This is a genomic window from Verrucomicrobiota bacterium (genome assembly GCA_016871535.1).
Classification (GTDB): Bacteria; Verrucomicrobiota; Verrucomicrobiia; order Limisphaerales; family SIBE01; genus VHCZ01.
Window position 1 is genome coordinate 1 of the sequence record VHCZ01000355.1, and the last position, 5234, is coordinate 5234.

General features: G+C 57.3%; 5 protein-coding genes, 1 tRNA gene and 1 pseudogene. 2 read left to right on the forward strand and 5 right to left on the reverse strand.

The window, feature by feature from the left end; genetic code table 11:
- Positions 1-103: 103 nt before the first annotated feature.
- The 5 genes and pseudogenes from FJ398_25845 to FJ398_25865 form a co-directional block, all read right to left on the reverse strand.
- Positions 104-295: a hypothetical protein gene (locus tag FJ398_25845; protein MBM3841313.1), complete on the reverse strand. Its 192-nt coding sequence runs from the start codon at positions 293-295 to the stop codon at positions 104-106.
- A 104-nt stretch (positions 296-399) separates the two neighbouring features.
- Complete coding sequence (locus FJ398_25850) at positions 400-1134, reverse strand: septum formation initiator family protein (protein ID MBM3841314.1); 735 nt, start codon at positions 1132-1134, stop codon at positions 400-402.
- 199 nt (positions 1135-1333) lie between these two features.
- Positions 1334-1690, reverse strand: a complete 357-nt coding sequence (locus FJ398_25855) for a response regulator (GenBank protein ID MBM3841315.1) — start codon at positions 1688-1690, stop codon at positions 1334-1336.
- A gap of 45 nt (positions 1691-1735) precedes the next feature.
- A pseudogene (locus FJ398_25860) lies at positions 1736-2067 on the reverse strand (response regulator).
- A 66-nt stretch (positions 2068-2133) separates the two neighbouring features.
- The gene (locus FJ398_25865; protein MBM3841316.1) at positions 2134-3651 is read right to left on the reverse strand and encodes a PAS domain S-box protein; all 1518 of its coding nucleotides are present in this window, start codon (positions 3649-3651) and stop codon (positions 2134-2136) included.
- Between the two features lie 326 nt (positions 3652-3977).
- Between FJ398_25865 and FJ398_25870 the strand changes: the two genes are divergently transcribed.
- Both FJ398_25870 and FJ398_25875 read left to right on the forward strand, forming a co-directional pair.
- Positions 3978-4052: transfer RNA gene (locus FJ398_25870), tRNA-Met, on the forward strand.
- A gap of 781 nt (positions 4053-4833) precedes the next feature.
- The gene (locus FJ398_25875) at positions 4834-5205 is read left to right on the forward strand and encodes a hypothetical protein (GenBank protein MBM3841317.1); all 372 of its coding nucleotides are present in this window, start codon (positions 4834-4836) and stop codon (positions 5203-5205) included.
- Positions 5206-5234: the final 29 nt, after the last annotated feature.

The following is a 5234-nucleotide window of genomic DNA, read 5'->3' on the forward strand; positions in this document are numbered from 1 at the left end:
CCCCACTGGCGGGGGATGCTCGCTCGTCGCGCCTTGCCCCAGGCCAAATTGGGCGCAACGAACGTGAGCGTATTTACGAAACGGACCACTTAGGGTCCGCATCTCACCTTTTGGGTCCCCCGTTCAGATCGTGGGACGTGGAAAGCCTCAACGATGCTCCCACCCCCATGAACCCGGTAGGGCGAGTCCGTCCCGGCGAGCCGCTCGACGGGTTTGGAACACCTTTGATTCGGCTCGCTGGGGACAGGCTCGCCCTACCCTTCATTGTGAAGCTTTCCTTGGTCGCCTGATGCATGTAGAAGCGGATTTTGCCAGATCCCAGATACTGATCAGATCGTGGGAGCGTCGCTCCACCAGCCAGGGAAAAAGTCCGCGAATGACGTGAGGATCCCCCTTGGCTCAATTCGAAGGGCCGCCCAGGGCAGGCGGATCGATAAATCGGATCATGGTCTCGCCCGGCTTGACGTAGCCGAGCTTCTCCCGCGCGACGCGCTCCAAGGCCTTGGGATCATTCTTGAGAGCTTTGATCCGCGTTTCCAGGCGCCGGGCAATCTCTTCCTCCTGGCGAACCTGCGCGGCCAGGTTCAGAATCTCCTTGCGCATTGCTTCGTTGTTTTTGATGACCGGGAGATACCAGATCGCCACGCCAATAACCACCGCGATCAGGAGCAGCACTGTGACGAGCCGGTTGAGTTTGCCCCAGATGCCAACGTCAACGTTCATGGACGGGAGTAAAGCAGGCTTCAAGACGGAAGGGAAGCACAGAGTCGCCAGCCGCCAGCCGCAGAGTGCGCGGAGTTGAATCCCATCAGTATCGCTCGAAATCATCGCGCGCCGCGCAAATTTTTTCGTCCTCGTCGTCCTCGTAATCGCGGCAATCGAGGACGAGAGGATTTGCGGGCTCCGCGAGGATTTCGGGTGATGCTGACTGCAAGTCTGCGTTACGACGAAGGCCCCCTTCACTTCAGCACCTTCCTCCAGGCTTGCAACACGCCCGCTTTGGAGAACGTCAGCCGGATAAGGTGATCCGGGGACGGTTGTTCGGTGTAGTAATGAATCCCCGGGTAACCGTAGGAATAATACCCGCCAAAGGAAGTCATCGTGCCTCGGGCATAGCCGCGGCTGAGCATCCATTCGGCCACTTTGGTTCCGTCCGACAAGGTTTCGGACCGTTCCGCCGGCCCCATGTCCAGCACGGCCTGATCGTAGGTGTAACTTCCCACGCGGCTGTTCCAATCAACCCGTGCCGTCGCACAACCCGTCAACACCAACGCCAGCCCCAGAATCGAAATCAACCTTTTCATGCGCGAAGCATAATTGCTTGGGAAGCGAATCAAAAGTGAAAATCAGGACTGAGGGTCACCGTTTCCTGCCCGTGCGCATCCGGGAGCGAAAGATCGAGCAAAATGATGTCTGGCTCGCTCTCCCTCATCTGCTCCAACGCCGCCTTCAAAGTTTCGACGTGGACGATTTGGAAATTTCGTGCTCCGGCGCGATTCAAGAGATCCCGGAGCAACCAGGCATCGCCTGGATTATCCTCCACGAGCAAAACTTTGAGCGGAGGGTTTTGCTCAGTTTGACTTCGGTAGGGCGAGCCTGTCCCCAGCGAGCCGATTCCAACGTGTTCCCAAGACGTCGGCCTCGGCTCGCCGGGACGGACTCGCCCTACCGTGGGAAGATTCGACGCCACGAAAGGAGTCCATAGTGAGAATTGCTGGTTTTCCGTGGAGGAAGGTCATTCCGGCGGCAGTTTGGCAATCGTCAGCCAGAAATCCTCGATCGCGCGGACGACCTTCATGAATTGGTCCAGGTTCACCGGTTTGGTGATGTAACAATTCGCGTGCAGATTGTAGGTGCGGATGATGTCTTCCTCGGCCCTGGAGGTAGTGAGGATCACGACGGGAATCCGCTTCAATTCGGGTCGGCTTTGATTTCGGACAAGACCTGGCGGCCATCCATTTTGGGTAAATTCAAATCCAGCAGGATCAGGGCGGGGCGGGGCGCATCCGCGTAGCCCTTCTGGCCTTTCAGATACGCCATCGCTTCAATCCCATCCGTCACAACCATCAGGTTGTTCCGGACCTTGCTCTCTTTGAGGGACTCCTGCGTCAGGCGCACGTCGCCCGCGCTTCCTCAACCAGAAGGATTTCGATGGGTCTGCCGTTGGGTTGAACTCTCTTCATTCGCTTGAGGGTTAGTCGGGAGGGTGAAAAAGAACGTCGCACCCTGGCCGAGTTGGGATTCCACCCAAATCCGGCCGCCGTGACGTTCGACAATCTTCCTGCAAATGGCCAGGCCGATGCCTGTGCCGGGGTATTGCGCCTGGGTGTGGAGGCGTTGGAAAATCACGAAAATACGCTCCGAAAACTGCGGATCAATCCCGATGCCATTGTCTCGCACCGAGAAAAGCCATTCGGCCTCCGGACCGGCGGTGGAACGATTCCGTTGCGACGCCGACACATGGACTTGAGGAGCTTCCGACCCGCGAAACTTAAGCGCGTTGCTGATCAAATTCTGGAAAAGTTGAGCCAGTTGTGTAGCGTCGCCTTGAACGGTTGGCAAGTCATCGTTCGTCACAATCGCGCCGGTCTCTTCGATTCGCTCACGCAGATTGGCAATTGTCTGCCCCAAGACCGACGTGCAATCCACGCTCGCGAATTCCTGCCCCTTTGATCCCACCCTGGAATAGGCCAGCAAATCATTGATCAATTGCTGCATCCGGTTGGCGCCGTCCACGGCATATTGGATGAACTCCAACGCGTCGCCCTCCAGTTTCTCCCGGTATCGCCGCGCCAGGAGTTGCGTGTAACTCGCGACCATCCGAAGCGGTTCCTGGAGATCCTGCGAGGCGACATACGCGAATTGTTCCAGCTCGGCGTTGGAACGCGCGAGTTCGTCCGCCTTTTGCGCCAGCGCTTCCTCGGCGAGCTTGCGTTCGGTGACGTCCCAAAAAATCGCCTGGATTCCGATGATCTTCCACCGCGAATCATAGATGGGCGTCTTGACCACATTCACGAACAGCCGCGTCCCTTGCGGCGTCAGGTGCTCCTCCACCGTCTCGAAGACCTTGCCGCTCGAAATGACCGCTTGATCGTCTTTTCGATACTTCTCGGCGAACTCGGCTGGAAAGAAATCAAGATCGGTTTTGCCGACGATTTCCTCCAACGGTTTGCGAAGCATCGCGCAGAACTTTTTGTTCCCGAAGGTGAAGCGCCCCTGCAAATCCTTGCGGAAAATGCTTTGTGGCAAGACATCGACCAGGGAGGCGTAGAACGCTCGAGACTCCCGGAGCGCTTCCTGCGCGGCCTTTTCGTCAGCCAGCGTTTGGATCAAAGTCCGGCGCCACCGTTGGATGTCCCGAATCACCACCAGCCAGGCGCACAGAGACAAAACCGAGAGCAGGCCGGTGCCCCACAACCAATCGGGCTGCTGCAGCGGAGCCGTGCTGGCCGCCGGCGCCAGAGCCTTCCACGCCAGCCAGCCCAACAGAAGCGCGGTCAACGCGAGGGCGACCACGAGCAATCGGATGGGAAAAGGATCGCCCGTCGCGCTGATTTCCTGCGCGGTGAGTTTCTCGGCAGCAACGCCCTTTGTCGTGGGCGGGCCGTTTGGGTTGAGTTTTTGCGGCGCGGCCTGCATCGCGAGCCCCATTTGAACCGGCGCGCCGCCGAAAGTCTAGTCAGGTGATGACTGGCTCTGGCGTGATTGCCGGAAGCATTCGGAGAAGGTGACCAAACGGCTTTCCGGACCTCGCAACAAATCGGCCGGTTTGCCCCACCTTGTTGGAAATTGCTTTGGCAACTGGTCTGAATCCATGCGCTCCTGGTGGAGTGCTCGCGCCGGCACGCGAAATTGCTTGTCGCCAATTTTGAGCGGAGATTAATATCCGCGCCCTGACTGAAATCGGCGTTTGCGAACACGGTGGAGTGATCGGAGTCCCTCGCGTTCGGCACGGCCAGCCTTCAGGGTTCGAGGTTGCCAGAGTAGCTCAGGGGTAGAGCAGAGGACTCATAAGCCTTTGGTCGGGGGTTCAAATCCCTCCTCTGGCACCAACTCACTTTAAGCCAATACAATCAATGGATTTTCTGTTATTGGATGACATTTTTGAGGCTCAAACTTCCAACTCTAAACTGTTCTCTGTTCCACTTCTGTTCCACTGTGGGGCTTCCGAAGGTTTTCTTCCCAGCCTTGATCTTCTCGAAGTCCTCGTCGGAAAGATCAGCCAGCAGTTGCGCCTCCGCTGACTCGCGATTCGTCAGGCCAAGCTCGGAAAGTATGGGAGCTTCGGTTATGCGCTGTGACCGATCCTGTTTCTTGTGTTGGTTGTCACCGGGCGGCTTCGCCCTCTCCGTCTCCAGGAGCATCTGTCCCATCTTCCGCTCCGCCTCCAATGCGTACGATCGACAATGCTGAATGGCTTCCTCGCCCATGCCCTTCCGCTTCGCCCACCTCGGCGGCGGTGAGACGGTGACACGGCAGAAATTTTCCGAGCCTCTCTAAACGTTCTCTTTTCTGGGAAAAGCGACCGGCGCGGCATCATGGACCCGGCACCCGCTAATAGCGCGGCGGTCAGGCTGAGCTCGCCGTCGGAGAAATTGAGCATCAAATCACGCAGCAATGAAAGCGTGAGCCGCCCGCTGGACCTTGCTGTCACTGCCCTTGGCTTTGGGATTGGGAATGATGAGCGTGGCATCACGCTTTGCAGCCTTTGCTGGTTCCATATTTGACCTCCTTTTTTGTGAAACTATTTCGTGGACAAGCCCCAAGGCAACGATATTTTTCCAGCATGCCCCCTTAAAAGGCGGCGATTAGGCTGTCCAATCAATGGTCGGCATGAAGCACGCACGTCAAGGCATGCAACCGAAGATCAATTACAACGACGCGTGGGAATCCATTCCTTTGGCGGTCGTGGATGACGTCATCGACTTCTTCAATCGCGAGCTCCAACCCAGTCATCCTCTCAGGGCATTCAAGTTATTCCCCGTGGCAAAGTGCTGGCGGCGATACAAATATTTGGTTGAGGAGGAGGAGCCGAGCGACGTTCTATGGGTGTTGGACATGGATCGGAAGAAGCGGATTCGAGGCAAGACCTGTTATTACTTTAAGCGCATCGAGACACAGGAAGAGTTGGATGCCATGCTACGGGCCGATTACGAGTGGTGGGTTCAATACATGAAAGACGCGGGAGCGTGGCACGGAGACTAAGTGGTGCGCTTAGCAGGACTTGAACCTGC

Bases quoted from the DNA above. Each gene is read 5' to 3' on its own strand.
- FJ398_25845 (MBM3841313.1), bottom strand. From the start codon at position 295: ATGCATCAGGCGACCAAGGAAAGCTTCACAATGAAGGGTAGGGCGAGC.
- FJ398_25850 (MBM3841314.1), bottom strand. From the start codon at position 1,134: ATGGATGCTCAGCCGCGGCTATGCCCGAGGCACGATGACTTCCTTTGG.
- FJ398_25865 (MBM3841316.1), bottom strand. From the start codon at position 3,651: ATGGGGCTCGCGATGCAGGCCGCGCCGCAAAAACTCAACCCAAACGGC.
- FJ398_25875 (MBM3841317.1), top strand. From the start codon at position 4,834: ATGAAGCACGCACGTCAAGGCATGCAACCGAAGATCAATTACAACGAC.